This is a genomic window from Halomonas sp. S3-1-1 (genome assembly GCF_023757625.1).
GTDB lineage: Bacteria > Pseudomonadota > Gammaproteobacteria > Pseudomonadales > Halomonadaceae > Vreelandella.
This window is the reverse complement of sequence record NZ_JALGBZ010000003.1, coordinates 36,180-62,097: the sequence shown is the minus strand read 5'-3', so window position 1 is coordinate 62,097 and position 25,918 is coordinate 36,180. Positions and strand designations below refer to the sequence as shown.

Sequence of the window (25,918 nt, the reverse complement as noted above, 5' to 3'; positions counted from 1 at the left end):
ACCATGTATTTATGGATGAAGGCTTTGCATTTGATGGCCATGGTGACCTGGTTCGCCGCGCTTTTTTATCTGCCCAGGCTTTTCGTTTATCACGCCACGGCGCGCGACGCTGGCGATGAGCAAGCGATTACTTACTTCAAGACCATGGAGCGCAAGCTCTACCGCGGGATCATGACGCCGTCGATGATTCTGGTGCTGATTTTTGGCGGGATCATGCTTTACCTGGTGCCCGGCTGGATGAGCCAAGGCTGGATGCACGTCAAGCTGACGCTGGTGGCGCTATTGATCGCTTATCACCACGTTTGCCTGATCTATCTCAAGCAGTTCGCCCAGAACCGCTGTACCAAAAGCCACACCTTCTTTCGCTTTTTCAATGAAGCCCCGGTGATCGTGCTGGTCGCGGTGGTGCTGCTTGCCGTGTTGAAGCCGTTTTAATGCATCAACCGCTTCCTCCCACCGTTTTGGTGTTGGCCGGGCACGACCCGACCGGCGGCGCAGGCCTGATCGCCGATAGCGAAGCCATCGCCGGCTGCGGCGGCTGGGCGCTGACGATCCCCACCGCCACCACCGTGCAAAACTGCCGCGATGTCCAGCGCGTGTTGCCCGCCGACCCGCAGATGATGCGGCAAAGCGCGGCGGCGCTTGGCGACTTCACTATTGGGGCGATCAAGCTGGGGCTTCTGGCCGACGCGCCGACGCTGTTGGCCGCCGAGCAGATCATCCGCCGCTTTCCCGGCGTTCCGGTGGTGGCAGACCCGGTATTGAAAGCCGGCGGCGGGGCTGAGTTATCCACAGCCGCTTTGCAAAAGCTCTACATAGACCGGCTGCTTCCGCTTGTGGATATCCTGACGCCCAACCGCTTTGAGCTGATGACGCTGACCCCGGATATTGCCGAAGGCGAGGACGACACCGCCCGCGTGGTGGCGCTGATCTCCCAGGGCTGCCAGGCGGTGCTGGTGACGGCCACCGACGACCCGCTGCCGGGTAATCCGGACCAGGTGGTGCATACGCTGCACTCGCCGGACACCACGCGGCAGTGGCAGTGGCCGCGCCTACCGGAGCGTTTTCATGGCTCGGGCTGCACGCTCGCCTCGGCGATCGCCGCGCGCATGGCGGTGGGTGAGCGCTTACCCACCGCCTGCGAACAGGCGCAGCACTTTACCTGGCAGGCCCTGTCGAAGGCCTATGCGCCGGAAAGCGGCCAGTATCTTCCCCGCCGCTTGCCTCGCCTGACCCGCTTTTGATCTCATTGGCCGCCGATCGATAAAGCGCCTGTTTACGCCACGCCGTCAGGCGCTAAGCTATCAATCATTGAGCCAACCACGCTGAGGATGACATGACCACATCTGCCGAACTCTTCGAGCAAGCCACGCGCCACATTCCCGGCGGCGTCAATTCCCCCGTTCGCGCGTTCAAGGGCCTGCACCGCCCGCCGGTGTTCATGGAGCGCGCCCAGGGCGCCTACCTGTTCGACGTCGAGGGCAACCGCTACATCGACTACGTCGGCTCCTGGGGGCCAATGATCACCGGTCACGCCGACCAGGACGTGCTCGCCGCGGTGCGCGCGCGTCTGGATAACGGGCTGTCATTCGGTACGCCCACCGCGGTGGAAACCACCATGGCGGATCTGATCTGCGAGATGATTCCCTCGATGGAGATGGTGCGCATGACCAGCTCCGGCACCGAGGCGACCATGTCGGCGATACGCCTGGCCCGGGGCAGCACCGGCCGCGACAAGATCGTCAAGTTCGAGGGCAACTACCACGGCCACTCGGATTCGCTGCTGGTGAAAGCCGGCTCCGGCGCTCTGACCCACGGTGAGCCGAGCTCGCCGGGCGTACCGGCATCACTGGCCGAGCACACCATCACGCTCTCCTACAACGACCCGGAAGGCGTCGAGGCGTGCTTTGCCGAGATCGGTAGCGAGGTCGCCTGTATCATCGTCGAGCCGGTAGCGGGCAACATGAACTGCATTCCGCCGCAGCCCGGCTTTCTGGAAACCCTGCGCCGGGTGTGCAACGAGCACGGGAGCCTATTGATCTTTGACGAGGTAATGACCGGCTTTCGCGTGGCGCTTGGCGGTGCCCAGGCGCACTACGGTATTACGCCGGATCTGACCTGCCTTGGCAAGATCGTCGGCGGCGGCATGCCGGTCGGCGCCTTTGGCGGACGGCGCGATATCATGCAGAACATCTCGCCCATGGGGCCGGTTTATCAGGCGGGTACGCTGTCGGGTAATCCGCTGGCCATGGCCGCTGGCGTTACGCTGCTACAAAAGCTCAAGGAACCCGGCTTTCACGACGCGCTGACTCAGCGGGTGCAGACGCTGTGTACCGGGCTCAAGGAGCGTGCTGACGCAGCGGGCGTGCCGATGATGACCCAGTCCGCCGGCGGCATGTTCGGTCTCTTTTTCACCTCTCAGTCGCGGGTCGATAACTTCGCCCAGGCCACCGCCTGCGACCCGGAAATCTTTCGCCGCTTCTTCAGCGCCATGCTCGATCATGGCGTGTATCTGGCGCCCTCGGCGTTCGAAGCGGGTTTCATGTCCAGCGCCCATACGCCGGAGGATATCCAAAAAACTCTGGAGGCCGCCGAAAAGGCGTTTGCGCTGCTTTAATCAGAGCGATCGGCAAACTGCTGCTACACTCAAAACGCCGCCCATCCGGGCGGCGTTTATGGTTGATGAGGTTACTCACCATGAAACGGCGATCGATTTGGTCTTATACACTGGGCGTTGCGGGTTTGGTGGGCGCCTTATCCACCGGCGCACTGGCCTATCAGGAGCAGGACATGACCCGAATTCAGATCAACATCAGCGGCACGGAAGGCGCGGAGTTTTCAGCGCACTGGCGGGTAAGCGACGGCGACCAGGTCACCGAGTACTCGGAGGAACGTATGAGCGTTCCCGCCGACTTCAGTTATGAAGGTACCGCATTAGAAGGTGAGGTCACGCTGTTAACCGACAACGAACGTTTGGAGGTAGATATCCTCAAGGGTACCAACCGCTCACGCTCATCGACTCAGGGTAAGGGGGGGACGCTAACCCTGCATCTTAGATAAGCGTTTTTAATAATTCTTGTGCATAAAAAAAACCGCCCTCAAGGGCGGTTTTGGCTTCCAATATCTTTGAGCGATAAACGCTTAGCGAGCCTGCTTCACAACGTTATTGTTGTAGCTGCCGTAAGTTTCGATAGTGGATTGATGAGCATTTTGAGTGTACAAAGCGCTTTGGCTAACTTGCTGGTAGTTGCCATAGCCGTTGGTCAGGATGTAAGAGTCGTGACGGTCGCCGCTTTGCATTACATTGTATTCGTTGTCGTTACCGCCCTGGTTAACGATAACGCTCTTCAGTTCGTTACCAGACTGTGTTACATCGGCAATGTTACGGTCGCCACGCAGAGTAACGGTGCTATCGTTCATGTTGCCGTTTTGATCGAGCATGGTCAGGTTATCGCTGCCGTAAGACTGCGCCACTGACTTGTCATCAAGGCCGTCTTGCATGATTTCAGCTACGTTACCGTTGCCGTTTTGAAGAACGTAGCTGTCGTTACCGTTCCCTACCTGGTTCACGACTGTATCGTTGCGGCTGCCTTGTTGCTGAATGCTGGAGACGTTCGCTGCCTCGAACGGAGTGGGAGCCTGGCCGACAACATCGTCCTGAACGACGGTAGCTGCGTTGTCGTTACCACGTTCCTGACGAATACGTGATTCCTGGTTACCGTACTGAGTAACGTTGGTGCTGTGTTCGTTGCCGTATTGGATAATGTAGGAATCGCTGGCGACTTGAGCAGAAGCAGCGGTGCTTAGTGCAAGAGCGATACCAGCAGCGATAGTAGTGATTTGAGTTTTCATTTGGTGATTCCCCTTTATGATGACGACTTGCTTTGTTGGTTACTGAGCAAGGATTTTTGCTCAGTAAGTGACGACGGTGACTGGTCGCGCATTGCCCGAGAACGCTTGTTGCTCGACATTGATGCTGCGGTAACCACTCCCCGATTGTGAAATCGTGATATTGCTTTGCTGACCCGTTTGAGTAACGAAGGCTTCCGCTCCTTGAGAACCGTTATTCTGAAGAATCGAAACGCTGTGCTCGTTACCTTTTTGCGAAACCTGGCTGGTATTGTTGCCACCGATTTGTTCGATTGACGCCGCATTTGCGTTACCGATTTGGCGGATACTCGAAAAGTTACCGTTTTGATACTGGGCCGAATAGGATTGAGCGACGTTGGTCCGGTTGTTGTTACCGTTTTGGTAAATGACGCTGTAGTTACCGGGGCCTATCTGCTTTGACCCGCTATAGACATACTGAGCGATACGATTGTCTTGGCCGGCTTGGGCAGCGGATGAAAATGTCATCGTTAGGGCGATTAGCGCTAGCGACGGTTTGACCGTTGCTGCTCTTAACAGCGAAAACGCCTGGTTGATAGTCATCCTCATACCCTTTGAAAGTTTTTGTATCAAAATGTATTCACGAGGTTGAGTTTGGCCTATCTGTGAAATTGCGCTATCAGTAATTTTCCTGGATATAAGATCATCTATTTAATTATTCTAATAATACAAAGTACTATTTTTTTAATACTATTGTAAGATGTTGTTTTTAGTGCATTAAAAAAGCGGTGCCACACTTGTGCGACACCGCTTTTGGTAAGTTTTTAGTGACCGAACGCTTCTATCGACCAATCTTTATTAGGAAAATGGCGCGTACAGACACCAAAAAATATTGTTCACATATTTTTACAATTCTGGAATGGGCGCATTCAAATAGTCGGCAAGTACCGAATCTTGAATATTGTTACCGCTTGCCAGATTCCAAAGGTTGTTTTCCACTCCTTGAGCGATTAGGTGAATAACCGCAGACTCCACCGCCGACATGACCGCCATCTGTACAGGCTCGTTGGTGGTAATCCCCGCTTCGGCTTCCAGCAGTCGACGGAAATCGATAAAACGGTACACCCCGGCACGTAGCTCTTTTGAGTAGATGGTCTTGGTGGTCGTTACGTTGGCAAGTATCTCGCCGGTGGAAATCTCCACCGCGCGCAGGTTGATCGTGACCTGGTCAACCTGGTACTGGCCCGAAGCACCGATGCCGAAGTATTCAGCGCCCGCGCCGCCGGTGCGTACGTTGGACTCATACGCGATGATACCGCCTTCGAGCATGACTGACGCCGCCCGCAGCGACGGTAGCGTATCGGGTTGGCCGAAGCGCTCGAACTCGGCACGGATGATGCGCCGCTCGGTCAGAAGATTTTGAAGCCCGACCCGCTCAAGTGGGATGAACCAACCAGAATCGGCAAGCGCGCCGGTTAGCATCGCCGCAGCCCCTTGCGTCACAGCGGTGGAGAAGGTGCTGGCTGGCGCCGGGCGGTACTGACCGGTCTGATCGCGAAAGTCGTAGACCGAGACGAAGATTTTGCCTGCCGGCGGCGGGAGCGAAACGAGATCCTGATAGGTAGCCCCGCGTGGTGTGAGCGTGGCTTGAGCACCTTCCAGATTTTCCGAATTGGCGACCATGCCGGCGCAGCCGCTAAGAAGCGCAGCCAGCATGAGTGAAGCGATGATTTTCATTGTGATCCCCTGACGATACAAATAAGCGTTATGCGGCGTTTTGCCGATTCGGTATTGGTAAACGTGAGCGCTGTTTTTATTAAGGATTAAAGGCGCCGCCTACGCTGATATTAGTTATATCGCCGGTGAGCTTGTCCACCACACGTACGACGAGCTCGCCGCCATCGTCGCTTACCACTACGTTGAACTCGCCGCTATCGAAAGAGCCCTGATCGACATTGCCGGCGCCCACATCGTTGATTAGCTGCGAAATGAGCCGGCTTTCCAGACTCTGAACGAGTCGGTCTGTGGAAGAGAGCCTGTCCACGCTGCGCGCATTGGGGTCGGTGGTGGTATCCTGAGCCTGCGCCTTACCCAGTAGATAAGTGCCCATGAAAGGGTCGCCACCAAAAGAAGGATTGAGCGGTCGGTAAACCAGATCCCCTGCGACTGCGTGTGTAGTACCCGCTAACGCCAGAGCGGCGACGCCTAGCATGAAACTGCGTTGTTTGCCTTTCATTATCGTAACTCCTCGCTTCCCAGATCTTTGTCTGACGTTAACGCCGTTGCCAACTGTTCCTTTAGCAGCGCTTCCTGAACCACTTGTACCGCCTCGTCAGCGGCTTCATCCGCCTGATTGATTCTTGGCGAAAGCTGCGTGCGGAAATACATTTGATTGCCCTGCATGATCCAGACTTGGCTTCCCCAACGGGCGTCCGGGCGCTCCTGAATCGTGATCGTGGCGTTGTTGATTAGCGGGTTATCCATAGCGCGCTGACTGAATGCACGGTAGAACGAACGACCGGCCATGGTGATGGTGCGATCGATCATGACCCCGGTCAGCTCACTGCTGCCGTAACCGCGCGGCTCGATTTCCGCACCGTCTGGCCCGGAGAGGCGGTTGATCGCATCCACCTCTTCCTGCTCGTTTTCCGACAGAGTGTCGTTTGGTGAAGCCGGCTGGTTGGGAGATACGGGCTGGCCAGGAAGCTCTTCGCTGGCGTAAACCGACAGGGCCAGCGTCAGCAGGCAGGCGGCGAGCGGTAAATGAAAACGATACGTGACCATGGCCGAATGCTCGTTGGAAAATTAGCGGCCGCGCTGCAGGCTACGCGCGGTTTCGATATTGGGTAGAATCGGCCCCAGGTTCTGATGAATCCAGTTAAGCGCCTGAATGCGGTTGTGCACGTTGATCTTTCTAAAGATGTTGTAAAGGTGCGACTTGACCGTGTGCTCACTGACAAAAAGCTTTTCGGCGATCTGCTGGTTCGACGAGCCCGCGCTCAACAGCGAAATGATCTCCATTTCACGATTGGTCAGCCCACAGGCCGGACGAAACGCGTTGCTTTGGTACTTGCGATAAAAAAGGATGAGCCGTGCCATCAAGTCACGCGACATCCAGAGCTCATCGTTTAGAAGCGCGTGGATACCCTTGCAAATCACTTCGAGATTTTCGTTGCGGTAGAACACGCCCTTGAGCTGCGAGCATGAGAGCGCTTCCAGCGCATGGTCCATGTCACGGATGTTGAATGCGGCCAAAGGCATGCGGGCGAGCGATTCGGGAAGCTTTTCCTGCCAGTCGGGAATGGCATCGACGCTAATGTGATCCGCATCCACCAGCAAAAGCTGATGCTCGGCGTTGGACGCCGGCAGCGTCGCCCCCGGCGCGTAAAGATCGATCGTGTGACCTGTTTTTTTATTCAGGTACTCTGCAAATAGCTGAGATTGAGGGCTTTTTTCGGTGACGATGTACACCACGCCCTGGGTCCTTTCCTGCACCATCGATAAACCCTCCAACTGCAAATAAAGTGTGAGACGCTAATGAGGTGATTGTTACCTGGAAGATCAGTTTAGTAAAGTTATGTTACTAAAAATAAGTGAAATGGCGCTTCACCTTCATATTGCTTAGGAAAAAGTAAGCCGCCGGTCTGATTGGCTAGTCATCTTTCGGATGAACAGTCTAATCCATCTACCTGAAGTCGCCATCTTTAGCTGCGATCTCGTTCGGCGTAAACTGAAGAGTCCATACTGGAGGTGACACCATGTCCGCGGTCGATACGCTCGTTTTAGCCAGCGGTAACGCTGGCAAGTTAAAAGAGTTCAAACAGCTTCTTTCGCCCTTGATGTTCGATGTGCGGTTGCAGTCCGAATTCGGCGTGGTGGACGTCGAAGAGACCGGCCTGACCTTTATCGAAAACGCACTGTTGAAAGCGCGCGAAGCGAGCCGGATTAGCGGGCTACCGGCACTGGCAGACGACTCGGGTCTTGAGGTAGACGCACTATCCGGGGCGCCGGGTATCTACTCGGCGCGCTTTGCTGGCGAGCCTAAAAGCGATGCGCGCAACAACGAGAAACTTCTTCATGCGCTCGCCGACTGCGCCGAAGGTCAGCGCACCGGACGCTACTGGTGTGTGCTGGTTTATTTGCGCCACGCCGACGATCCGGTGCCGATCATCGTTCAGCGCAGCTGGGAAGGGGAGATACTGGCCCACCCGCGCGGCGACAACGGCTTTGGCTACGACCCGCTTTTCTGGCTACCGGACCAGGGTATGAGCGTGGCGGAGCTTTCGTTTGAAACCAAGAACCGGCTCAGCCACCGGGGCCGGGCGCTGCAGGGGTTGGTCGATCTGTTGAAGGTGGCGCATGGGTAATACCCCACCGCTGTCGCTTTATATCCACACCCCTTGGTGCGTTAGAAAGTGCCCTTACTGCGATTTCAACTCGCACGAGCCGCAAAGCCGAGAGCTGCCCGAGGCGGAATACCTCGATACGCTACTGGCGGATCTGGATGCCGATCTGACGCTGGCCGACGGCCGCTCGCTCGAGACCATCTTCATCGGTGGCGGCACGCCGAGCTTGTTATCGCCTTCGTTCTACCGGCGTCTGTTGAGCGAAGTACGTGTGCGGCTGCCTTTCTCGCCGTCTATCGAGATCACCCTGGAAGCCAATCCTGGCACCACCGAGCAGGCGCGCTTCGTCGGCTACCGCGAGGCGGGGATCAATCGGCTCTCGATCGGCACCCAAAGCTTTCAACCCGCTCAGCTCGAAGCGCTGGGCCGTATCCACAGCGCCGAGGAAGCCGCCGACGCCGTGGGCCAGGCCCGCGCTGCGGGCTTCGATAATCTCAACATCGATTTGATGCACGGCCTGCCGGGGCAAACGCCGGAGCTGGCGCTGGCCGACATCGACCAAGCGCTTGCGCTTTCGCCGGATCACCTCTCCTGGTATCAGCTGACGCTCGAGCCCAACACCGCCTTTCATTCGAGCCCGCCGGTGCTTCCCCGGGAGGAGGCGCTTTGGGACATTCAAGAGAGTGGCCACGAGCGGTTGGTTCAGGCGGGGTTCGAGCGCTACGAAATCTCGGCCTACGCCCAGCCGGGTCAACAGAGCCGTCACAATATTAACTATTGGCAGTTCGGCGACTACCTGGGGATCGGCGCCGGCGCCCACGGCAAGCTTTCGCATATCGACGAGCAGGGGCACTGGACGATCGAGCGGCGCTGGAAGACCCGCCAGCCCGATGCCTACCTGCGCCGACGCTTTGATCCGCGCGGCTTCATCGCCGGCAAATCGACGATCGATGAAGCGGAGCTTCCGCTGGAGTTCGCCATGAACGCGCTGCGCTTGACCGACGGCGTCGATATGGCGCTTTGGTCGGCGCATACGGGCCAGCCGCCGGAGGTTCTCTTGAAGAAACTATCCAGCGCTGAGAAAAAAGGACTTTTAGTGCAAGTGCCGGTAAAACTACGTGCTTCTCCTCATGGTCTATTATTCTTGAACGAGCTGTTGGCGTTGATCAGTGACGACTGACCCACAGCCCGGTTTAATCAAATAAGCTTTTAAAGGAGTGAGTGATGCGTATTTCTCGACTGTTGACCCCGGTAGCCGCGGCCCTTCTGATTGCCGGGTGTGCCAGCTCCGACCCCTACGGCGGCCAAACGCAGCGCTCCAGCACCGGCATCGGTACGGGTATTGGTGCGGTGGTCGGCGGTGTGGCCGGCGCGCTCTCCGGTGACGGCGCCACTAGCCGTCGCGACCGTGCGCTGATCGGAGCTGCCGTAGGTGCTGCTGCGGGTGCCGGTGTTGGCGCTTACATGGACCGTCAGGAGAATCAGCTGCGCGAAAGCCTGCAGGGTTCGCGCATCGAAATCGACCGTCGCGGCGACGACATCGTGCTCAACATGCCCAGCAGCGTAACGTTCGGCTTCGACTCCTCGGAGCTGACCAGCCAGGCACGCAGCTCGCTCAATGAAGTAGCCAACGTACTCACTCAATACACCGATACGCGCGTCAATATCGCTGGCCACACCGACAGCACCGGCGCCGCCGACTACAACCAGCGCCTTTCCGAGCGCCGCGCTCAGGCCGTAGGTAGCTACCTGAGCCAGAACGGTGTTTCTTCCTCTCGTCTGGTAACCAGCGGTTACGGCGCATCGCAGCCGGTGGCCAGTAACGACAACGAACAGGGCCGTGCGCAGAACCGTCGCGTTGAAATCACCCTGACGCCGACCGGTCAGGCCGGCCAGAACCAAAATCAGGGCCAGGGCAACTACTGATCGATGTGATTCGACCCGGTAGGGTCTGACCCGCGAGCCCGCTATCATGGATAGCGGGCTTTTTTATTTCACCAGTGCGAACCGCCATGCTCTCCTACCAACACGCCTATCATGCCGGCAATTTTGCCGATGTTCATAAACACCTCACCCTTTATGCAGTGTGTGATTATCTATTACGTAAAAAAAGCGCTATTACATATATAGATACCCACGCCGGTCGCGGCCTTTATCCGTTGGGATCAAGGGAAGCCATGAAGCTTCAGGAGCATCGCGAAGGTGTCGAGCCGCTATGGAAGGCGCGCAAAAGCTTGGCCAACCCATTACTGTGCGAATGGCTCTCACACGTGGCTCGTGTCCAGGCCGATGACACCGAATTGAGCCGCTACCCAGGCTCGCCCTGGTGGCTAAGCCAGGGGCTTCGCGAGCAGGACGCGCTGCGCCTTTGCGAGCTGCATCCCGGCGAGCATGCCGAACTCGACGGCCAGACGCTGCCCGAGGCGGCGCTGCGTATCCATGGCGATGGGCTGGCCGAGCTCGAAAGGCGCGTGCCGGTGAGAACGCCTCGGCTGTGCGTGCTGATCGACCCGAGTTTCGAGCGTAAGGCGGAGTATCAGGAGGTGGCGGATAGCGTGATTTACGCACTCGATAAGGTGCGCCACGCCGTTATGTTGATCTGGTACCCGCTGTTGCCGTCAGGCGCTCATCACACGCTGCTAAGCGCGCTGAAAACCAGCGGCGTGCGCAAGATCTGGCAAAGTGAGCTCACACTACGTGAACCCGGCGTCGAGGCCCACGGTATGTACGCCAGCGGCATGCTGGTGATCAACCCCCCTTGGGGGCTCGATGAGCGCATGCAGGGCGCGATGAGCGAGGTTACCGCGCTGCTCGGCGGCGAGAGCCGCTTCGATGCCCGTTGGCTGGTCGAAGAGTAGCCAAACTAGGCCGGCAAAACTTCCTGGGAGGTTTTGACGCGATCCAGTGCGACCAGCGTACGAAACCATTTCACGTTCGGGTTTTCGTGAAACAGCGCGTCGCAAATTTGCTGGAAGCGACGCATGCTGGGCACCAAAAGCACCAGCATGAAATCCGCCTCGCCGGTCACGTAGTAGCATTGCTGAATCTCCGGGCCTGAAAAGCGCGCCTTGAGCGCGTCCAGGTCGGCGGCGTGGGTCTTGTCGGCGCGCACTTCGACGAAAATCGTGATCACCTGACCGAGCTTGTCCGGGTCGAGCACCGCCACGTTCGCCTTGATGTAGCCCTCCTTTTTGAGCCGCTGAATGCGCCGCTGCACGGAGGCGGTGGAAAGATGTACCGCCTCGGCCAGCTCGCGAAGCGGTGTCTGGCAATCCTTTTGCAGATGTTCGAGCAGGGCTTTATCGAAGTCATCCAGCACCATTGTGTGTGCTCCGTGAGAAAATTTATCGTGATGGCCGGCTAATTCGGGCGCCTTTATCGTACGTGATGCAATAAAGTACCGCGACCTGTTCCTGTCCGGAAGCGCCTCATGCCTACTCAATCCTCTATCGCCCTTGGCGTTACTCTGAACGTCGCGGCTTCGATCTTCTTTGCGCTCATGTTCGCCTATACGCCACTGCTCGGCGCGCTAAGCGGCTCGGAAATTTACGGCTGGCGCATGCTGCTCACTTTTCCCTGCCTAACTCTGTTCATTCTTTGGCGCGGCTACGGCGCGCTCGTTATCGAGGTGGCGCGGCGCCTAAAAGCCGAGCGCTACTTTTGGGCAACGCGGCTTCTCGGGGCTGGGCTGCTCGGCGTTCAACTATGGCTTTTCATGTGGGCGCCAGGCCACGGGCAGGGGCTGGCGGTGTCACTAGGCTATTTTCTGATGCCGATCACCATGATCATCATCGGCCGCTTCGCCTTTGACGATCGTCTGTCGCGCTTTCAGTGCTTGGCCAGCCTGCTCGCTTTGGCGGGGGCATTGAATCAGCTGCTGATCTCTCAGGCGCTGGCCTGGCCCGCGCTCGTGGTGTGCCTAGGCTATCCGCTCTACTTTTGGCTGCGCCGGGCGACCGACACCAACCACATCGGCGGGCTCTGGTTCGACATGCTGCTGGCGCTTCCGGTCAGCCTCTTTTTCATCGTTAATGGGGGCGGTGTGATCGGCGCGCCGAGTATCGAATCCGCGGCGCTGGTCGTGGGCCTTGGGCTTTTGAGCGCTCTGGCGCTGGTGTTTCAGGCGCTCTCGGCGCCGCTTTTGAACCTGAGCCTGTTCGGCCTTTTAGTCTATGTAGAGCCTCTGCTGCTGTTCGCGGTGGCGCTGTGGCTGGGTGAGTCGGTCGCCCCCAACGAGTGGCCGACCTATATCGCCATCTGGCTGGCCGTTTTCGTGCTGTGCGTGGAGGGCGTGCTCGGTATGAGCAGAGACCAAACAGCGTTTTGGCCGATGCGTCGGCGCAGTCATTAAAATGATTCACCTGATCTCAAAAAAAGATCACTTTTGCTCAGCGCAGGTTTGCGCGAGCATGGGTTTATCGAGTCACGTGTAATAGAGCAGGAGAGTATGATGAGCGATCAAACCGCCCCCTTTCGCGCCGATGTCGTGGGCAGCCTGCTGCGGCCAACGGCCATCAAGAACGCCCGTGAAAAAAGCGACAGCGACCTTCGCCGCATAGAAGACGCGGCGATCAAGCACGCGGTCGACGAGCAGTGCCAGTGCGGCTTGAAAGTGGTCACCGACGGTGAGTTTCGCCGCGCCTGGTGGCACTTCGATTTCTTCGAGGGGCTCGAAGGCGTAGAGGGGATCGACGCCGAGCAGGGCATCCAGTTCAGCGGCGTGCAGACCAAATCGCGCAACGTTCGCGTGACGGGCAAGCTGGGCTTTGGCACGCACCCAATGCTCGAGGATTTCAAGTATCTCGCTAGCGTCAGCGGCAACGCCACGCCCAAGATGACGATCCCCAGCCCCAGCGTGCTGCACTTTCGCGGCGGTCGGAACGTGGTCAGCCAGGATGCCTACCCCAATATCGACGACTTCTTCGACGACCTCGCCCGGGTTTACAAGGAGGCGGTGCAGGCCTTTTACGACGCCGGCTGTCGCTACCTGCAGCTCGACGATACCGTCTGGGCGTACCTTTGTTCTGATGAGCAGCGCGCCCAGGTCGTCGAGCGCGGTGAAGACCCGGATCAACTCGCCCAAACCTATGCCCGGGTGATCAACCAGGCGCTCGAGAACAAACCCGAGGACCTGGTGATTGGCATGCACGTTTGCCGCGGTAACTTCCGCTCGACGTGGATTTCCGAAGGCGGCTACGAGCCGGTCGCCGAGCTGCTGTTCGGCTCGGTGAATATCGACGCGTTCTTTCTGGAGTACGACTCCGACCGCGCCGGCGACTTTGCGCCGCTGCGCTTCATCAAGCCCGGCCATCAAAAAGTGGTGCTGGGGCTGGTGACCACCAAGACCGGCGAGCTTGAGGACCCACAAGCGATCAAGGCGCGCATCCTGGAGGCGGCGCGCTACGTGCCGCTCGATCAGCTTTGCCTGAGCACCCAGTGCGGCTTCGCCTCGACCGAAGAGGGTAACTCGCTCAGTGAAGCCGAGCAGCAGGCCAAGCTTGCGCTTGTGGTCGGCATCGCCCGCGACGTGTGGGGCGAATAAAGGCTAATAGCCTATTCAATAAGCTCTGTAAGAAAAGTAAGCACTTACTCACAAAGGTGGCCGGTGCTACTTGCCGATGCAGAAGCTGCCGAAAATCTCGCCGAGCAGATCGTCGGCGCTGAACTCGCCGGTGATCTCGCCAAGCGCCCCTTGGGCGTCGCGCAGGTCTTCGGCGAGCAGCTCACCGGCGCTTAGGCCTTCGAGCTGGGCGCGGCCGTTATCGAGTGCGGCCAATGCTCGGTCCAGCGCGTCCAGGTGGCGCCGGCGAGCCGAGAAACGCCCCTCGGTGGTGGCGGCAAAGCCCATCACGTCCTTGAGATGCTTTTTCAAACTGTCCACACCCGCCCCGGTCTTCGCCGACAGACGCAGCGTCGGGGTGGCTGTGGATAAATCGATACCCGCGGCTTCTTCGCTCTCATCGATCTTGTTGCGCACCAGCGTGAGTCGCGAAAGCTGAGGCAGGCGTTCGACGAACTCCGGCCAGATCGCCATCGGATCCGTCGCCTCGGTCGTTGCGGCGTCCACCATCAGAAGCACCCGGTCGGCTTTTTCGATTTCCGCCCAGGCGCGGGCCACGCCGATCTTCTCCACCGCATCCGGCGTGTCCCTGAGTCCGGCCGTGTCGATCACGTGAAGCGGCATCCCGTCGATATGGATATGCTCGCGCAGCACGTCCCGGGTGGTGCCGGCGATGTCGGTGACGATCGCCGTCTCCTGCTCGGTCAGCGCGTTCAAAAGACTCGATTTGCCGGCGTTGGGTCGCCCGGCGATCACCACGCTCATGCCTTCACGCAACAGCGCGCCCTGGCCCGCGGCGCGGCGTACCGACTCTAGCTCCTTCCGTACGGCCTGCAGCCGTGTGGCCACGTGGCCGTCGGCGAGAAAGTCGATCTCCTCCTCGGGGAAGTCGATGGCGGCCTCTACATAGACGCGCAGCGCAATCAGCCGTTCGACCAGCTGTGATACCCGGTTCGAAAACTCGCCCTGCAGCGAGCGCACGGCGTTTTCGGCGGCCGAGCGCGACGTGGCGTCGATCAGATCGGCGATCGCCTCGGCCTGGGCAAGATCCAGCTTGTCGTTTAGAAAGGCGCGCTCGGAGAACTCGCCTGGGCGGGCGAGGCGCGCGCCGAGCGCCACGCAGCGCTCGAGCAGCATGTCCATGATGATCGGCCCGCCGTGGCCCTGAAGCTCCAGCACGTCCTCGCCGGTGAAGGAGTTCGGGCCTTCAAATGAAAGCGCGATGCCTTCATCGATGATGCCTTGCTCGCCATGAAACGGCCCGTAGTGCGCGTAGCGGTTGACCGGGCATCGCCCCAGCAGTGCGGTGGCGATATCGCCGCAGGCAGGTCCTGAGACCCGAATGATGCCGACTCCGCCGCGCCCGGGCGGGGTAGCCAGCGCTGCGATCGTGTCCTGGGTGTAGAGTGTTGAGGCCATGGCGCGTCTCTTGAATGAATGGCGATAGTGTGAATTCGCGGCGCTCAAAACGCCAGACCCCCGCACGGGGCGGGGGTCTGGTGAGTCAAGTGCGGGGAGCGATTACTTGGTTCGCATCCCTTTACCAACGCTTGGGTCGTTCTCTATGCGCTTGGTGATGAAGTACTGCTGCGCCACCGAGATAATGTTGTTGACCACCCAGTAGATGACCAGACCCGCCGGGAACCACAGGAAGAAGAAGGTGAAGATGATCGGCAGTAGCCGCATGATCTTCGCCTGCATCGGGTCCGGAGGCGTCGGGTTGAGCATCTGCTGCACGAACATCGACACGCCCATCAGAATCGGCAGGATGAAGTAGGGGTCCTTCACCGAGAGATCCTGAATCCAGAAAATGAACGGCGCGTGGCGAAGTTCCACGGACTCCAGAAGCATCCAGTACAGCGCGATGAACACCGGCATCTGCACCACAATCGGAAGACAGCCGCCGAGCGGGTTGATCTTCTCTTTCTGGTAGAACTTCATCATCTCCTGAGACATCTTCTGGCGATCGTCGCCGTAGGTCTCTTTAAGCCGCTGCATCTCCGGTCCGAGCTTGCGCATGCGCGCCATCGACTTGTAGGCCTTGGCGGATAGCGGGAAGAGCACGGCTTTGACCAGCACGGTCAGAAGCACGATCGACCAGCCCCAGTTGCCGACGATGTCCTGGATATGATCGAGAAGCCAGAACAGCGGATTGGCGATGAACCAGAGCCAGCCGTAGTCCACGGTCAGCTGAAGGTTGGGGGCGACCTGTTCCAAATAGTCCTGCACCTTCGGGCCCATGTAGAGCGTGGCCCCTAGGGTTGCTTCACCTTCGGCGGCGACGCTGCTGGTCGGGCCGGCAAAGGCGACCACGTTGCGATCGCGCGCGTCGGTGGTGACATAAAAAAGGTTTTGCTCGTTCTGCTTCGGCGCCCAGGCAGAAACGAAGTAGTGCTGGATGATCGCGATCCAGCCGCCTTCGGCCTCGCGATTCTGGAAGTTACTATTTTGAATATCTTCGAAGTCGATTTTTTCGTAGCGCGTGTCCGGCGTGGAGTATGCCGCGCCCATGTAGGAGTTCATGCCCAGCGTCACGCCGCTGGAGGGGTCAGGGCTGTTATCGCGCGCCAATTGGCCGATAAAGCGGGCGCTGACCGGCGCATCGGTGTTGTTCGCCACGAAGTAGTCGACGTCGACCGCGTAGTTGCCGCGCTCGAAGGTCAGCCGCTTGGTGATCTCGACGCCATTGACGTCGGCGGTCAGGTCGACGTTGAGCGTCTGCTCGTCGTTGCCCAGGCGGTATTCGGTGCGCTCCGGCGTAAAGGCGATACGGCTGGCCTGGCCATCGAGCTGAATGCCCGAACGCGCGACGTAGCTTCGCGTGGCGTTGTCCGAGAGCAGCACGTAGTTGCGCTCGGAATCCAGCGTCATCTCGTGCTGGGGCAGGGCGGCAAAAACGATGTCGCCGCCGTAAGGGTCGATGCGCACGTCCAGCACGTCGGTGGTGACGGCGATGAAATCGCGGCTGGCAGCATCGCTTGCCGACTCCGCCGGTAGCCCTTCGTCGGCGCTACCCTGCGGGGCACCGCTGCTGGGGACGGTCAGATTGTCGCGGTTTGCGCCTTCATCGGCCGGGGTGTTGTCGCGCTGGGTGATTTCCGGCGTCGATTCGAAGCTGGTCTGCCCGTAGTCCTGATTCCACTGGATCACCAGTAGATAGGCCAGTATGGCCAGTGGAATCAGCAATAAAAGTCGTTTTACGTCCATGAGGGGTCTGCCCGATGGGTGGTGAACATGCCAATGGCGCAGCGCCGTTTACTCGGCCCAAGACACACGAAAGCCTGCCAGAAGGCAGGCCCGGGTCGAGCAGCGACGTGTTGAATCAAGCGCCATGCGTAGCGTTTTCAAGCAGGGAAGGCGGTGCGGCGGCCGTTGCCTCTCGGGCGAGTCGTTTCCACATGCCGTGTAGCTGGCGGGCAAGGGTGTCATTATCGATATCCTGTACGCCGCGTTTTGCCAATACCACGATATCCATCGCGGGAAGGCGGTGCTGACGAAGTCGAATGGATTCTCTAACAAGACGCTTGAAGCGGTTACGATCGACGGCGAGCTTGACGTTCTTCTTACTGACCACAAATCCAACGCGAGGATGTCCTCGAGGCGAAAAGCGCGCGAGCGCCATCATGCCTTTGCCGTGGACCTTGAGGTCTGCCTGCTCGAATACGTGGCTGAAATCCCCGGCATTCAGTAAACGTAAATCCCGGGGAAAGCCCTGATGCGACACACGCAATCTGAAATCAGGCGCTCAGACGCTTGCGGCCCTTGGCGCGACGGCGATTGATAACGGCACGGCCGTTTTTGGTTGCCATACGAGCACGGAAGCCATGCGCGCGCTTGCGCTTGAGAACGCTGGGTTGAAAAGTGCGTTTCATAACTCGTTATTCCCACGTGGTTTAGGACGAAAGTGAATTCCAAACGACCCGGTCCAGTGAGCAACTAGCCGGGGAGATCCAATTCAAGACCGGAAATTGTAGAGACTTCGCGCCCCCGGTGCAATTTTTATGCGTACAAAAAGCGCTAAAAACCTTCTAACGCCCCACAACGTGTCTTCAAAGCGTGCGCATCGAGACACTACTATTACTAATGAAGTTATTTAAAACCTGCTGTTATTAATGGTGGGGATACTATTTGTGGATAAGTGGTTTTAATATTTTATTAACAGCTGGTTAAAGTTATAAAAAATGTGTGCATAAGCCGTCAAAAAGCGGCTTGAAAGATGTGAAAGGGGTGTGTATAGCGCGGGAGAAAAACGCGATCGGACGAGCTGTCCCCACCCCACACCGAACTTTTCCCGCTAGCTCGCGCAAAGTTGTCCACAGGCCAAAAAGGGGCCTTTACACGTGTGGATAACAGGGAGGCTGAGCGCTACAATAGTCGGCCGTTTTCAACTGATGGTGAGATGAGTGTCACTCGCGCTTTGGCAGCAGTGCCTGGATTATCTGCAGGACGAACTAAGCTCCCAGCAGTTCAATACATGGATTCGCCCTTTGCAGGCCGAAGAAGGAGACGCCAACGAGCTCTGCTTGCTGGCGCCCAACCGCTTTGTGCGCGACTGGGTGAGCGATAAATACGCCAAGCGCATTAGTGAACTGATCCGCGAGCTATCACCGGCAAAGCCGCCCAAGGTGAGTCTGACCGTTGGCAGCCGCCGTGCGGCCGCCCCCCAGCCGCGAGAGCTGGGTAATCCGGTGTCAGCCGCGCCACAGCGCCCCGCCGCGCCGGCTGTTCATACCCCGCCGCGCGGCGATATTGCCGATGAGCGCGAAATCGATGCCGAGCGTGAAGAGTCTGCGGGTAAACGTACCGGCGAACGCCAGGTACAGGTCGAGGGGAGCCTCAAGCACGCAAGCGGCCTCAACCCCAATTTCACTTTCGACAAGTTTGTCGAGGGTAAGTCGAACCAACTCGCCCGCGCGGCCTCCCGGCAGGTGTCGGAAAACCCGGGCGGCGCCTACAATCCGCTGTTTCTTTATGGCGGGGTGGGGCTGGGTAAAACCCACCTGATGCACGCGGTGGGCAACGCCCTGGCGGGCAAGCGTGAAAATGCCCGCGTGGTCTATCTGCACTCCGAGCGCTTCGTCGCCGATATGGTCAAGGCGCTACAGCTCAACGCGATTAACGACTTTAAGCGTTTTTATCGCAGCGTCGACGCGCTACTCATTGATGATATTCAGTTTTTTGCCGGAAAGGAGCGCTCTCAGGAAGAGTTTTTCCACACCTTCAACGCGCTTTTGGAAGGCGGCCAGCAGATGATTCTGACCTCGGACCGCTACCCCAAGGAGATCAACGGGGTAGAAGAGCGCTTGAAATCGCGCTTTGGCTGGGGGTTGACCGTGGCCATCGAGCCGCCGGAGCTTGAAACCCGCGTGGCGATCCTGATGAAGAAAGCCGACCAGGCAAGCGTCGATTTGCCGCATGATGCCGCTTTTTTCATCGCCCAGAAGATTCGCTCCAACGTGCGCGAGCTCGAAGGCGCGCTCAAAAAAGTCATCGCCGACTCCCACTTCATGGGCAAGCCGATCACTCAGGATTTTATCCGCGAATCGCTAAAGGATCTGCTCGCACTTCAGGACAAGCAGGTGGGCGTGGACAACATCCAGCGCACGGTGGCGGAATACTACAAGATCAAGGTGGCGGATCTGCTCTCAAAGCGCCGTTCGCGCTCGGTCGCAAGGCCGCGCCAGGTGGCGATGGCTCTAGCCAAGGAACTGACCAACCACAGTCTGCCGGAAATCGGCGACGCCTTTGGCGGGCGCGACCATACGACGGTGCTACACGCCTGTCGCAAGGTCAAAACGCTGCAGGAAGAGAGCGCCGACATTCGCGAGGATTACAAAAACCTCATGCGCCTGCTCACCAGTTGAGCCTTTGCCAACGCGCCTTGTGCATACACTGATATTCGACGAGCCGATGCGGCCTTTGATCCTTTAACCTGGAGTAGTGATGAAGTTTTCAATTTCCCGAGAGGCGCTGCTACGTCCCCTTACGCTGGTAGCGGGCGTGGTCGAGCGCCGTCAAACGCTACCGGTGCTCTCCAACGTGCTGATTCAGGTCGAGGGCGATCAAGTCGCGCTGACCGGCACCGACCTCGAGGTCGAGCTGGTTGGCCGCACGGTGGCAAGCCAGGTGGAGCAGGAGGGCGGCGCGACCGTTCCCGCGCGCAAGTTGATGGACATCTGTAAATCCCTGCCGGATCAGTCCGAGATCCAGCTGGCCCTCGAAGAGGGGCGGGCGGTACTGCGCAGCGGCCGCTCGCGGTTCACGCTATCGACCCTGCCGGTTGCGGAGTTTCCCAACATCGAGGATGGCGAAGGCAGTCAGGAGCTGAGCATCCCGCGCGGCACGCTCAAGCACCTGATCGAAGCGACCTCCTTTGCCATGGCGCAGCAGGACGTCCGCTACTACCTGAACGGGATGCTGCTCGATATCCAGAATCAGCTTTTGCGCGCCGTAGCTACCGACGGTCACCGGCTGGCGATGTGTTCGCGGGATGTCGATGTCAGCGTCGAACAGGGCCAGAAAATGATCGTGCCCCGTAAGGGCATCCTCGAGCTTTCGCGCCTTCTTGACGACAGCGACGAGCCGGTGAGCCTGACGCTAGGCGCTACCCATCTGCGCGCTCACACCGGCGACTTCACTTTCACCTCGAAACTGATTGACGGCAAGTTCCCCGACTACGAGCGCGTGGTGCCCAAAAACGGCGACAAGGTACTCATCGCCGAGCGCGCCGAGCTGCGTCAGGTGCTGTCGCGCACCGCGATTCTCTCCAACGAAAAGTACCGTGGCGTGCGTTTGTATCTGGAAGAGGGTAACCTCAAGGTGATGGCCAACAACCCGGAGCAGGAAGAAGCCGAAGAGAACGTGGCGATCGAATATACCGGCCCTACCATGGAAGTCGGCTTCAACGTCGGCTATCTGGTCGATGTGCTGGCGGTGCTCAATGAGGACCGTGTGCAGATGACGCTGGCCGACCCGAACAGCAGCGCGCTGTTGGAAGAGCCAGGCGGCGGCGATGCACTCTACGTGGTCATGCCCATGCGGCTTTGATGTCACTTGGCAAGGCGGCGCCTAATTCAAAGGCGCCGTTTTTTTCACGCATTGGCAGCAAGGCGATTAAGCAATGAGCCTGACCCAGCTCAACTTTCAAGGCATTCGAAACCTGGCCACGGTAGAGCTTGCGCCGTCGCCCCACGTCAACCTGATTCACGGTTCGAACGGCAGCGGCAAGACCACTCTGCTTGAAGGTATTCACATCCTCGGTATGGGACGCTCGTTTCGTACCCGCCAGCTCAAGCACGCCATACAGTTCGAAGCCCCCGCCATGACGCTCTACGGCCGCTTGGCCGGTGACCCGGAGGTTGCCCTTGGGGTGCGGCGCCTTCGCGCTGAGCGCGAGCTGGAGCTGCGTTTGAAGGGGCAGAAAGGCGTACGTCTGGCCGAACTGGTCGATGCCATGCCCCTTCAGCTTATAAACCCGGATGCCTTTCGCCTATTGGAGGGCTCGCCCGCCGGGCGACGCGAGTTCATGGATTGGGGTGTGTTTCACGTGAAACACGATTTTTTGCACGCCTGGAAACGCGCTCGCCGCGCGGTGAAACATCGGAATGCGCTGCTAAGGCGTGGTAGAATAACCGATGCGGAAATTGCGGTGTGGGAGCAGGAGCTTTGCGAATCCGGCGAGCGAATGGACGCGCTGCGTCAAACCTGGTTTAGCGCGTTTTTGCCCGTTTTCGAACAGACGCTCGAACGCCTGTTGCCCATTGAAGGGCTAACGCTTCGCTATGCCCGCGGTTGGGACGTCAAACGCTCGCTTTCAGACGTGTTGAAAGCCAGCCGTGCATCGGACCAGCAAATGGGCTTTACCCAGCAGGGACCGCAGCGGGCAGACCTTCGCATACGGCTAAGCAAGCAGCCCGCCATTGAGGTGCTTTCCAGAGGCCAGCAGAAGCTGGTGGTTAGCGCACTGAAGCTTGCCCAGGGGCGGCTTCTGGAAAGCAGTGCCAAGCGGCAATGCATTTATCTAATAGACGATCTACCGGCCGAGCTCGATTTCGAACACCGCAAGCTATTTTGCGCGCTGCTCGAAGAGATGCAGTGTCAGGTATTCATCACCAGCGTCGATCCGGATGTACTCAGCGACGTGTGGCAACCAACGACTCAAATCCGAATGTTTCACGTGAAACATGACGAACACGGGGTCGGTCGGCTAGCCCCAACCGGATAGATGACACGGAACGAGACAGACTTCACGACGGAGTGGTCAATGAGCGAGCAGGCTTACGATTCATCAAGCATCAAGGTGCTCAAAGGGCTCGATGCGGTACGCAAGCGTCCGGGTATGTACATCGGCGATACCGACGATGGCACTGGGCTGCACCATATGGTTTTCGAGCTGGTGGATAACTCCATCGATGAAGCACTAGCGGGCCACTGCAGTGAAATTCGCGTGGTAATTCACCCGGACGAATCCATCACGGTGAGCGACAACGGTCGCGGCGTTCCGACGGAGCTTCACGAGGAAGAGGGAGTCTCCGCCGCCGAGGTCATCATGACCGTGCTGCATGCCGGCGGTAAATTCGATGACAACTCCTATAAAGTCTCTGGCGGGCTTCACGGCGTTGGCGTTTCGGTGGTCAACGCGCTCTCTGCCGAGCTCAAGCTGACCATCTGGCGTCAGGGTGAAGTGTTCGAGCAGCACTACCAACACGGCGTACCCCAGGCGCCGCTGGATGTAGTCGGCAAGACGGAGAAAAGTGGTACCAAGGTGCACTTTCGCCCGTCGCCAGATACTTTTGCCAACATCGAATTCCACTACGACATTCTGGCCAAACGCCTGCGCGAGCTGTCGTTTTTGAACTCCGGCGTGGCGATTCGTTTGATGGACGAGCGCGACGGTCGTGAAGAGCTGTTCCACTACGAAGGCGGCTTGAAAGCGTTCGTGGACCACCTTAACAAGAACAAGTCGACGCTAAACCCGGTATTCCATTTCAACGCGGTGCGCGAAGACGGCGTCGAGGTGGAAGTGGCGATGCAGTGGAGCGACTCTTTTACCGAAAGCATCTACTGCTACACCAACAACATTCCTCAGCGCGATGGTGGTACCCACCTTGCCGGCTTTCGTGCGGCGCTGACGCGCACGCTGAACCACTACATCGAGGCGGAAGGGCTTTTGAAGAAAGCCAAGGTCGCCACCTCCGGTGATGACGCCCGCGAAGGCCTCACGGCGATCATTTCCGTGAAGGTGCCGGATCCCAAGTTCTCGTCCCAGACCAAGGACAAGCTGGTCTCCAGCGAAGTCAAGACCGCCGTCGAGCAGGAGATGGGGCGACTTCTAGCCGAGTATCTGGTCGAGAAGCCCAACGAAGCCAAGGCGATCGTCAACAAGATGCTCGACGCCGCCCGCGCGCGGGAAGCGGCGCGCAAGGCACGCGACATGACCCGGCGCAAGGGCGCGCTGGACATCGCCGGCCTGCCGGGTAAGCTCGCCGACTGCCAGGAGAAGGATCCGAGCCAGTCGGAGCTGTATCTGGTGGAGGGTGACTCCGCCGGTGGCAGCGCCAAGCAGGGTCGCGATCGCCGCACCCAGGCCATCCTGCCGCTCAAAGGCAAGATTCTGAACGTCGAGAAAGCCCGCTTCGACAAGATGCTTTCCTCCGCCGAAGTCGGCACGCTGATTACCGCGCTTGGCTGCGGGATCGGCCGTGAAGAGTTCAACCCGGATAAGCTGCGCTATCACTCGATCATCATCATGACCGATGCCGATGTCGACGGCTCGCACATCCGTACGCTGCTGTTGACGTTCTTCTTCCGCCAGATGCCGGAGCTGATCGAGCGCGGTCATGTCTTCATCGCCCAGCCGCCGCTTTACAAGATCAAGCGTGGTAAGCAGGAGCTCTACCTGAAGGATGAGCAGGCGATGGTCGATTACCTGACCACCACCGCGTTGGACGGCGCCGGACTGCACGTCAACGCCGACGCACCGGCGATCACCGGCTCACAGCTCGAATCGCTGGTGAATCAGTACCGTAACGTCATGAAGCGTATCGACCGGCTCGGGCGCGTGTTCCCCATCGAAGTACTGCGTCAGGCGGTTTACGCAAGCGCGCTGCAGGGCGAGTCGAGCCTCAAGGATCGCGTCACCATGGAGAACTGGATTGCGGAGCTGCAAACCGCCATGGACGAACGTGTGGCTTACGAAGGCGGTCCGCGCTACCAGTTCTATCTCAAGGAGGACAGCGAGCGCGGCCTTATGCTACCCACGGTGTCGCTGATTGCTCACGGCGTGACCACCGAGTACGTGTGGGGGCTCGATTTCTTCGAGAGCACGGATTACCGTGCAATAGCGGGCCTGGGTGAAACGCTTAACAATCTGCTGGAAGAGGGCGCCTTTATCGCCCGTGGCGAGCGCCAGAAGCCGGTTCAGGACTTCTCCGAGGTGCTGGCGTGGCTGATGCACGAAGGTCAGCGTGGACTCTCCGTGCAGCGCTATAAGGGTCTGGGCGAGATGAACCCGGATCAGCTTTGGGAAACCACCATGGACCCGGACAGTCGTCGCATGCTGCGTGTGACCATCGAGGACGCCGTTGCGGCGGACATGATGTTCAATACGCTAATGGGCGACGAAGTCGAGCCGCGTCGCGACTTCATCGAAACCAACGCGCTGGTGGCGAACCTGGACATTTAAGTCCATGTGTTTCACGTGAAACAGTGAAAATGAAAAACGCCGCGATTATCGCGGCGTTTTTTATGCAAGTTGAATAAAATATTCAGTGGGCGTGCTCTTCCAACAGCCAGCGGGTAAACGCGGCAAGATCGTCAAAAACGCGCGCGTTATCGAGCACTTCGTTCTTCTCAAGCGTCTTTTGGCCCTTGCCGGTTTTGACCAGCACCGGCTTGCTCCCCGCTGCCTCGCCGGCCTGTAAATCGCGCAGGCTATCGCCGACCATCCAGCTTCCTTGGAGCGAGTCCAGGGCGAGCGCGCTTTGTATTTCAAGAAGCAGCCCCGGTAGCGGCTTTCGACAGCGGCAGCCATCGGAAGGCCCGTGGGGGCAAAAAGCGATATACGAGATCTTGCCGCCCACGTTGTCGACCAGCCGTTCGAGCTTTTCATGCATGGCGCTGAGCGTCGCTTCATCGAAGTAGCCGCGCGCGAGGCCAGACTGGTTGGTGGCCAAAGCTACGGTAAAGCCCGCGCGTGTCAGCTCACCGATGGCGGCAATCGATGCCGGGTAGGGCACCCACTCATCGAGGGTTTTGATGTAATGATCAGAATCCTGGTTGACCACACCGTCACGATCCAGGATCACCAGTTTTTTAGCAGTAAAAGGCATGTCGCTCTCAGTCAGGCAATACGCTGCTTTAGAATAGCGAGCGATTGCAGGGTTGAGTGAATTTTTCTGCCGTCGCTTCCAAAACGCTTGAACGGTATGCGCTGCAGGCGAAGAAGCGGCGAAAGGGCCTGCTTGAAAGCGGTAGAGACGTCATTGCGAGTACGATTGAGCCCTTCGATAAATGCCGGCGTCAGGCGTTCACGCTGAAGCGGCGAAGCATGCAGTTTGCCGTAAAGCGAGAAAATAAAGCAGTACCAGTCGCGTACCATACAGTCGAGCGGGGTGTGTATCTCACCCGGATCGGTTTCAAAATCGATGAAGACAATTTGGCGTCCGTTCACGACCAGGATATTGCGCGTAAAGGCCTCGCTCAAGTAAAAGCCGCGACGATGGACGTCGTTGAGCGCCTCGATACCCAGTTGCAGAAGGCGGTCGACCTCCTCCGGCGACTCGGCTCGCTTTAGGCAATGCAGTAGCGTCGAGGCGGGGGCTTCCGGCGTACCCGCGTCCGCCAGCAGCAGCGCCTGAGAATTAAACGCCAGCAGCCGCGGTACAGCAATACCGGCGGCGTCGAGCGCTTCAAGGCGGGCTACTTCCGTTTGAATGCTTTTTTCACCGCCTGGATTGGGTACGGGCTTGAGCGCCTGGACCTTGAGAACACGAGCAAACAGATTGAGCGGCGTATAAGTAAAGCGTCCGTTGCGTTTTACGGCTCGCTTAAGCCAAACCCGCTCTTCGCCCAGCTGATGGTAAGCCATCGAGGAATGTTGGTTGGGGTAGGCTTGCTTTAAAAACTCGTCATACATACATGGTCTCGGTAGGCCGCGATCATCTTTTCAACAATGAAAACGTCG

Annotated in this window: 27 protein-coding genes; 14 read left to right on the top strand and 13 right to left on the bottom strand. The window is 58.6% G+C overall.

The features are described 5' to 3' along the window. The first annotated feature begins 3 nt into the window (after window positions 1–3). From hemJ to MQW23_RS09645, 4 genes are all read left to right on the top strand, one after another. A complete protein-coding gene (hemJ, locus tag MQW23_RS09660; protein WP_252107828.1) occupies window positions 4–435 on the top strand; it encodes a protoporphyrinogen oxidase HemJ in 432 nt (143 codons plus the stop codon). Next, complete coding sequence (gene thiD, locus MQW23_RS09655) at window positions 435–1,244, top strand: bifunctional hydroxymethylpyrimidine kinase/phosphomethylpyrimidine kinase (RefSeq protein ID WP_252107826.1); 810 nt, start codon at window positions 435–437, stop codon at window positions 1,242–1,244. The genes hemJ and thiD overlap by 1 nt, the downstream gene beginning before the upstream one ends. Window positions 1,245–1,336: 92 nt before the next feature. Beyond that, entirely contained in the window at window positions 1,337–2,617 is a 1,281-nt protein-coding gene (gene hemL, locus MQW23_RS09650; RefSeq protein WP_252107817.1) for a glutamate-1-semialdehyde 2,1-aminomutase, read from the top strand. A gap of 173 nt (window positions 2,618–2,790) precedes the next feature. Continuing rightward, complete coding sequence (locus MQW23_RS09645) at window positions 2,791–3,060, top strand: hypothetical protein (protein WP_252107815.1); 270 nt, start codon at window positions 2,791–2,793, stop codon at window positions 3,058–3,060. Between the two features lie 81 nt (window positions 3,061–3,141). Here MQW23_RS09645 and MQW23_RS09640 read toward each other — a convergent pair whose 3' ends face one another. From MQW23_RS09640 to MQW23_RS09615, 6 genes are all read right to left on the bottom strand, one after another. Further along, window positions 3,142–3,852, bottom strand: coding sequence for a curlin subunit CsgB (locus MQW23_RS09640; protein ID WP_252107813.1), 711 nt, complete (start codon window positions 3,850–3,852; stop codon window positions 3,142–3,144). A 60-nt stretch (window positions 3,853–3,912) separates the two neighbouring features. Beyond that, the gene (locus tag MQW23_RS09635) at window positions 3,913–4,431 is read right to left on the bottom strand and encodes a hypothetical protein (protein WP_252107811.1); all 519 of its coding nucleotides are present in this window, start codon (window positions 4,429–4,431) and stop codon (window positions 3,913–3,915) included. A 303-nt stretch (window positions 4,432–4,734) separates the two neighbouring features. Beyond that, window positions 4,735–5,565, bottom strand: a complete 831-nt coding sequence (locus MQW23_RS09630; protein ID WP_252107809.1) for a CsgG/HfaB family protein — start codon at window positions 5,563–5,565, stop codon at window positions 4,735–4,737. A 79-nt stretch (window positions 5,566–5,644) separates the two neighbouring features. Then, window positions 5,645–6,064, bottom strand: coding sequence for a curli assembly protein CsgF (locus tag MQW23_RS09625; protein WP_319022812.1), 420 nt, complete (start codon window positions 6,062–6,064; stop codon window positions 5,645–5,647). After that, complete coding sequence (locus MQW23_RS09620) at window positions 6,064–6,612, bottom strand: CsgE family curli-type amyloid fiber assembly protein (RefSeq protein ID WP_252107807.1); 549 nt, start codon at window positions 6,610–6,612, stop codon at window positions 6,064–6,066. The genes MQW23_RS09625 and MQW23_RS09620 overlap by 1 nt, the downstream gene beginning before the upstream one ends. A gap of 21 nt (window positions 6,613–6,633) precedes the next feature. After that, window positions 6,634–7,326 (bottom strand): response regulator transcription factor, encoded by a 693-nt coding sequence (locus MQW23_RS09615; protein WP_252107805.1) that lies wholly within the window; start codon window positions 7,324–7,326, stop codon window positions 6,634–6,636. 260 nt (window positions 7,327–7,586) lie between these two features. Between MQW23_RS09615 and rdgB the strand changes: the two genes are divergently transcribed. The 4 genes from rdgB to MQW23_RS09595 all read left to right on the top strand — a co-directional run bounded on the left by rdgB (window position 7,587) and on the right by MQW23_RS09595 (window position 11,032). Next, on the top strand, window positions 7,587–8,195 hold the full coding sequence (gene rdgB / locus MQW23_RS09610) for an RdgB/HAM1 family non-canonical purine NTP pyrophosphatase (protein ID WP_252107803.1): 609 nt from the start codon (window positions 7,587–7,589) through the stop codon (window positions 8,193–8,195). Further along, window positions 8,188–9,354 (top strand): radical SAM family heme chaperone HemW, encoded by a 1,167-nt coding sequence (hemW, locus tag MQW23_RS09605; protein ID WP_252107802.1) that lies wholly within the window; start codon window positions 8,188–8,190, stop codon window positions 9,352–9,354. Before rdgB ends, hemW begins: the two co-directional genes overlap by 8 nt. Window positions 9,355–9,398: 44 nt before the next feature. Then, complete coding sequence (locus tag MQW23_RS09600; protein ID WP_252107801.1) at window positions 9,399–10,100, top strand: YiaD family glycine zipper/OmpA-like lipoprotein; 702 nt, start codon at window positions 9,399–9,401, stop codon at window positions 10,098–10,100. Between the two features lie 86 nt (window positions 10,101–10,186). Next, the gene (locus MQW23_RS09595; protein ID WP_252107799.1) at window positions 10,187–11,032 is read left to right on the top strand and encodes a 23S rRNA (adenine(2030)-N(6))-methyltransferase RlmJ; all 846 of its coding nucleotides are present in this window, start codon (window positions 10,187–10,189) and stop codon (window positions 11,030–11,032) included. 5 nt (window positions 11,033–11,037) lie between these two features. Here MQW23_RS09595 and MQW23_RS09590 read toward each other — a convergent pair whose 3' ends face one another. Next, a complete protein-coding gene (locus MQW23_RS09590) occupies window positions 11,038–11,496 on the bottom strand; it encodes an Lrp/AsnC family transcriptional regulator (RefSeq protein WP_252107797.1) in 459 nt (152 codons plus the stop codon). Window positions 11,497–11,604: 108 nt separating this feature from the next. Between MQW23_RS09590 and rarD the strand changes: the two genes are divergently transcribed. Continuing rightward, entirely contained in the window at window positions 11,605–12,525 is a 921-nt protein-coding gene (gene rarD, locus MQW23_RS09585) for an EamA family transporter RarD (protein WP_252107795.1), read from the top strand. Between the two features lie 99 nt (window positions 12,526–12,624). Next, entirely contained in the window at window positions 12,625–13,716 is a 1,092-nt protein-coding gene (locus tag MQW23_RS09580) for a cobalamin-independent methionine synthase II family protein (RefSeq protein ID WP_252107793.1), read from the top strand. Window positions 13,717–13,782: 66 nt separating this feature from the next. Here MQW23_RS09580 and mnmE read toward each other — a convergent pair whose 3' ends face one another. The 4 genes from mnmE to rpmH form a co-directional block, all read right to left on the bottom strand. After that, complete coding sequence (gene mnmE / locus MQW23_RS09575; protein WP_252107791.1) at window positions 13,783–15,153, bottom strand: tRNA uridine-5-carboxymethylaminomethyl(34) synthesis GTPase MnmE; 1,371 nt, start codon at window positions 15,151–15,153, stop codon at window positions 13,783–13,785. A 102-nt stretch (window positions 15,154–15,255) separates the two neighbouring features. After that, window positions 15,256–16,941, bottom strand: coding sequence for a membrane protein insertase YidC (gene yidC, locus MQW23_RS09570; protein ID WP_252107789.1), 1,686 nt, complete (start codon window positions 16,939–16,941; stop codon window positions 15,256–15,258). A gap of 115 nt (window positions 16,942–17,056) precedes the next feature. After that, window positions 17,057–17,458 carry a ribonuclease P protein component gene (rnpA, locus tag MQW23_RS09565; protein ID WP_252107787.1) on the bottom strand — a complete coding sequence of 134 codons (402 nt, stop codon included), beginning with the start codon at window positions 17,456–17,458 and terminating at the stop codon, window positions 17,057–17,059. A 13-nt stretch (window positions 17,459–17,471) separates the two neighbouring features. Then, window positions 17,472–17,606 (bottom strand): 50S ribosomal protein L34, encoded by a 135-nt coding sequence (gene rpmH / locus MQW23_RS09560; protein WP_227391295.1) that lies wholly within the window; start codon window positions 17,604–17,606, stop codon window positions 17,472–17,474. A gap of 531 nt (window positions 17,607–18,137) precedes the next feature. Here rpmH and dnaA point away from each other — a divergent pair. The 4 genes from dnaA to gyrB all read left to right on the top strand — a co-directional run bounded on the left by dnaA (window position 18,138) and on the right by gyrB (window position 24,418). Further along, on the top strand, window positions 18,138–19,598 hold the full coding sequence (dnaA, locus tag MQW23_RS09555) for a chromosomal replication initiator protein DnaA (RefSeq protein WP_252107778.1): 1,461 nt from the start codon (window positions 18,138–18,140) through the stop codon (window positions 19,596–19,598). 79 nt (window positions 19,599–19,677) lie between these two features. After that, window positions 19,678–20,781, top strand: a complete 1,104-nt coding sequence (gene dnaN / locus MQW23_RS09550) for a DNA polymerase III subunit beta (RefSeq protein WP_252107776.1) — start codon at window positions 19,678–19,680, stop codon at window positions 20,779–20,781. A 73-nt stretch (window positions 20,782–20,854) separates the two neighbouring features. Then, complete coding sequence (recF, locus tag MQW23_RS09545; protein WP_252107774.1) at window positions 20,855–21,958, top strand: DNA replication/repair protein RecF; 1,104 nt, start codon at window positions 20,855–20,857, stop codon at window positions 21,956–21,958. A gap of 39 nt (window positions 21,959–21,997) precedes the next feature. Next, entirely contained in the window at window positions 21,998–24,418 is a 2,421-nt protein-coding gene (gene gyrB, locus MQW23_RS09540; RefSeq protein WP_252107772.1) for a DNA topoisomerase (ATP-hydrolyzing) subunit B, read from the top strand. Between the two features lie 82 nt (window positions 24,419–24,500). Here the strand turns inward: gyrB and gmhB are convergent, their stop codons facing one another. Continuing rightward, window positions 24,501–25,064, bottom strand: a complete 564-nt coding sequence (gmhB, locus tag MQW23_RS09535) for a D-glycero-beta-D-manno-heptose 1,7-bisphosphate 7-phosphatase (RefSeq protein ID WP_252107770.1) — start codon at window positions 25,062–25,064, stop codon at window positions 24,501–24,503. 11 nt (window positions 25,065–25,075) lie between these two features. Beyond that, window positions 25,076–25,822, bottom strand: coding sequence for a BUD32 family EKC/KEOPS complex subunit (locus MQW23_RS09530; RefSeq protein WP_252107768.1), 747 nt, complete (start codon window positions 25,820–25,822; stop codon window positions 25,076–25,078). Window positions 25,823–25,918 lie beyond the last annotated feature (96 nt).

Coding starts and splice junctions, on each gene's coding strand:
- rdgB (WP_252107803.1), top strand. CDS start 7,587: ATGTCCGCGGTCGATACGCTCGTTTTAGCCAGCGGTAACGCTGGCAAG.
- MQW23_RS09640 (WP_252107813.1), bottom strand. CDS start 3,852: ATGAAAACTCAAATCACTACTATCGCTGCTGGTATCGCTCTTGCACTA.
- MQW23_RS09620 (WP_252107807.1), bottom strand. CDS start 6,612: ATGGTCACGTATCGTTTTCATTTACCGCTCGCCGCCTGCCTGCTGACG.
- gmhB (WP_252107770.1), bottom strand. CDS start 25,064: ATGCCTTTTACTGCTAAAAAACTGGTGATCCTGGATCGTGACGGTGTG.
- thiD (WP_252107826.1), top strand. CDS start 435: ATGCATCAACCGCTTCCTCCCACCGTTTTGGTGTTGGCCGGGCACGAC.
- rarD (WP_252107795.1), top strand. CDS start 11,605: ATGCCTACTCAATCCTCTATCGCCCTTGGCGTTACTCTGAACGTCGCG.
- MQW23_RS09590 (WP_252107797.1), bottom strand. CDS start 11,496: ATGGTGCTGGATGACTTCGATAAAGCCCTGCTCGAACATCTGCAAAAG.
- MQW23_RS09635 (WP_252107811.1), bottom strand. CDS start 4,431: ATGACTATCAACCAGGCGTTTTCGCTGTTAAGAGCAGCAACGGTCAAA.
- dnaN (WP_252107776.1), top strand. CDS start 19,678: ATGAAGTTTTCAATTTCCCGAGAGGCGCTGCTACGTCCCCTTACGCTG.
- hemJ (WP_252107828.1), top strand. CDS start 4: ATGTATTTATGGATGAAGGCTTTGCATTTGATGGCCATGGTGACCTGG.
- recF (WP_252107774.1), top strand. CDS start 20,855: ATGAGCCTGACCCAGCTCAACTTTCAAGGCATTCGAAACCTGGCCACG.
- MQW23_RS09530 (WP_252107768.1), bottom strand. CDS start 25,822: ATGGCTTACCATCAGCTGGGCGAAGAGCGGGTTTGGCTTAAGCGAGCC.
- MQW23_RS09600 (WP_252107801.1), top strand. CDS start 9,399: ATGCGTATTTCTCGACTGTTGACCCCGGTAGCCGCGGCCCTTCTGATT.
- gyrB (WP_252107772.1), top strand. CDS start 21,998: ATGAGCGAGCAGGCTTACGATTCATCAAGCATCAAGGTGCTCAAAGGG.
- MQW23_RS09595 (WP_252107799.1), top strand. CDS start 10,187: ATGCTCTCCTACCAACACGCCTATCATGCCGGCAATTTTGCCGATGTT.
- MQW23_RS09625 (WP_319022812.1), bottom strand. CDS start 6,064: ATGAAAGGCAAACAACGCAGTTTCATGCTAGGCGTCGCCGCTCTGGCG.
- yidC (WP_252107789.1), bottom strand. CDS start 16,941: ATGGACGTAAAACGACTTTTATTGCTGATTCCACTGGCCATACTGGCC.
- MQW23_RS09615 (WP_252107805.1), bottom strand. CDS start 7,326: ATGGTGCAGGAAAGGACCCAGGGCGTGGTGTACATCGTCACCGAAAAA.
- hemL (WP_252107817.1), top strand. CDS start 1,337: ATGACCACATCTGCCGAACTCTTCGAGCAAGCCACGCGCCACATTCCC.
- MQW23_RS09580 (WP_252107793.1), top strand. CDS start 12,625: ATGAGCGATCAAACCGCCCCCTTTCGCGCCGATGTCGTGGGCAGCCTG.
- mnmE (WP_252107791.1), bottom strand. CDS start 15,153: ATGGCCTCAACACTCTACACCCAGGACACGATCGCAGCGCTGGCTACC.
- rpmH (WP_227391295.1), bottom strand. CDS start 17,606: ATGAAACGCACTTTTCAACCCAGCGTTCTCAAGCGCAAGCGCGCGCAT.
- MQW23_RS09645 (WP_252107815.1), top strand. CDS start 2,791: ATGACCCGAATTCAGATCAACATCAGCGGCACGGAAGGCGCGGAGTTT.
- hemW (WP_252107802.1), top strand. CDS start 8,188: ATGGGTAATACCCCACCGCTGTCGCTTTATATCCACACCCCTTGGTGC.
- MQW23_RS09630 (WP_252107809.1), bottom strand. CDS start 5,565: ATGAAAATCATCGCTTCACTCATGCTGGCTGCGCTTCTTAGCGGCTGC.